The sequence below is a fragment of the Janthinobacterium sp. KBS0711 genome (assembly GCF_000988085.1).
Taxonomy (GTDB): Bacteria; Pseudomonadota; Gammaproteobacteria; order Burkholderiales; family Burkholderiaceae_D; genus Janthinobacterium; species Janthinobacterium lividum_E.
Genome location: NZ_LBCO01000020.1, coordinates 1 through 1,471, shown reverse-complemented (window position 1 = coordinate 1,471; position 1,471 = coordinate 1). Strand labels below are relative to the sequence as shown.

Sequence of the window (1,471 nt, the reverse complement as noted above, 5' to 3'; positions counted from 1 at the left end):
GGCCCAGGCGGCGCAGGCAGCCGATACGGCCGCCGCCGCGACGGCAGCGACGGCGGCCAACGCCCTGGCCGCCCTGAATGCAGCCTTGCAAGCGGACGCGAATGCAGCCGCCACGGCTGCTGCCGCCATCGCGGCGAGTGCGGCCACCGCTACCGCAGTCGCCGACGATCTGGCCGCTGCGACAGCCGCCACCGTCGCCAACGTCTCGCAAGCGGCCGCGCAAGCGGCACAACTTGCCGACAATGCCGCCGCCAGCGCCGCCACCATTGCCAACAACGCGCAGGCTGCCCTGAATGCGGCCCTGGCCGACGATGTGGCCGCCGCTGCGGCTGTGCTGAACTCCACCAATGCAACGGCCGCCGCAGTGGCCGCCGCCACCGCCGACACGGCCGCCGCCGCGGCCGCCGCAGTGGCCGCCATCTCGGCCGCCGCCACGCAGCACGCGCAAGCGGACGATATCGCCGCTGCCACCGCCGCTCTCACGGCGTCGATCTCGCTGGCAGCCACGCAAGCCGCACAGGCCGCCGATCTCGCCGTCGGCACGACTGCGGCAACGGCAGCGAGCGCGCTGGCAGCATTGAACCAGGCCCTGAACGACGACAGCCTCGCCGCCGCGGCAGCCACGGCAGCGGCCAACGCACAAACGGCCCTGAACAACGCCACGACCACACTCAACGCGGCGATATTGACGGCCAGCGCCTCGCTCGCCGCCGCCAATGCCGCTGCGGCAGACGACGCCACAGCGGCGAGCACGGCGGCCGCCGCGGCAGCGGCACAGCTCCTTTCCGATGCGGCGCTGGTGGCCAATGGCGCCCTGGCAGCCCTTGCCACGGCGGCCAACAACGCACTGGCGGCAGCCAGCGCGGCGCTGGCCCTCGACGATGCCGCCGCCAATGCCGCGCACACGGCCGCCCTCTCGGCCGCCGCCACCCTGGCGGCGCAACTGGCCGATACGGCAGCCCTCAACGCCCATGCCGCGCTCAACGTGGCCATCGCCAACCTGACCGCCGCCGTGACGGCCGATATCAACGCCACGGATGCCGACAATGACAAGACGCTGAAACTGAACCTCCTCATCGCCGCCCAGGGGGCGGCCGATGACGCGGCCCAGGCCAATGCCAACGCGGCTGCCGCCCATGCGGCGCTGGCGGCGGCCCAGGCCGACGACGCGGCGGCCGCTACCGCCGCCGCCAATGCGGTTGCCGCGCATGCGGCGGCCGTCGCAGCGCAAAACGCCGATGCCGCCGCGGCAGCGGCAGCGGCGCAAGCGGCCAGTTCCATGGCCGCCACCCTCAATGCCCAGGCGGACGATGCCACGGCAGCCGCCGCCGCCACGGCAGCCGCCAGCGCGCAAGCGGCGCTGGACGCAGCCCTGGCAGCCGACGCCAACGTCGCCGCCACCGCCGCCGCGGCAGCGGCAGCCCAGCTGGCGGCGCAAAACGCGCATGACGCCGATGTTGCGGCGGCAGCC

1 protein-coding gene is annotated in these 1,471 nt (G+C 74.3%); it reads left to right on the top strand.

Features of this window, described 5'->3' with window-relative positions; translation table 11 throughout:
* Positions 1 to 1,471 (top strand): hypothetical protein (locus VM94_RS28505; protein ID WP_200899215.1); only part of this gene is annotated, 1,471 nt, incomplete at both ends.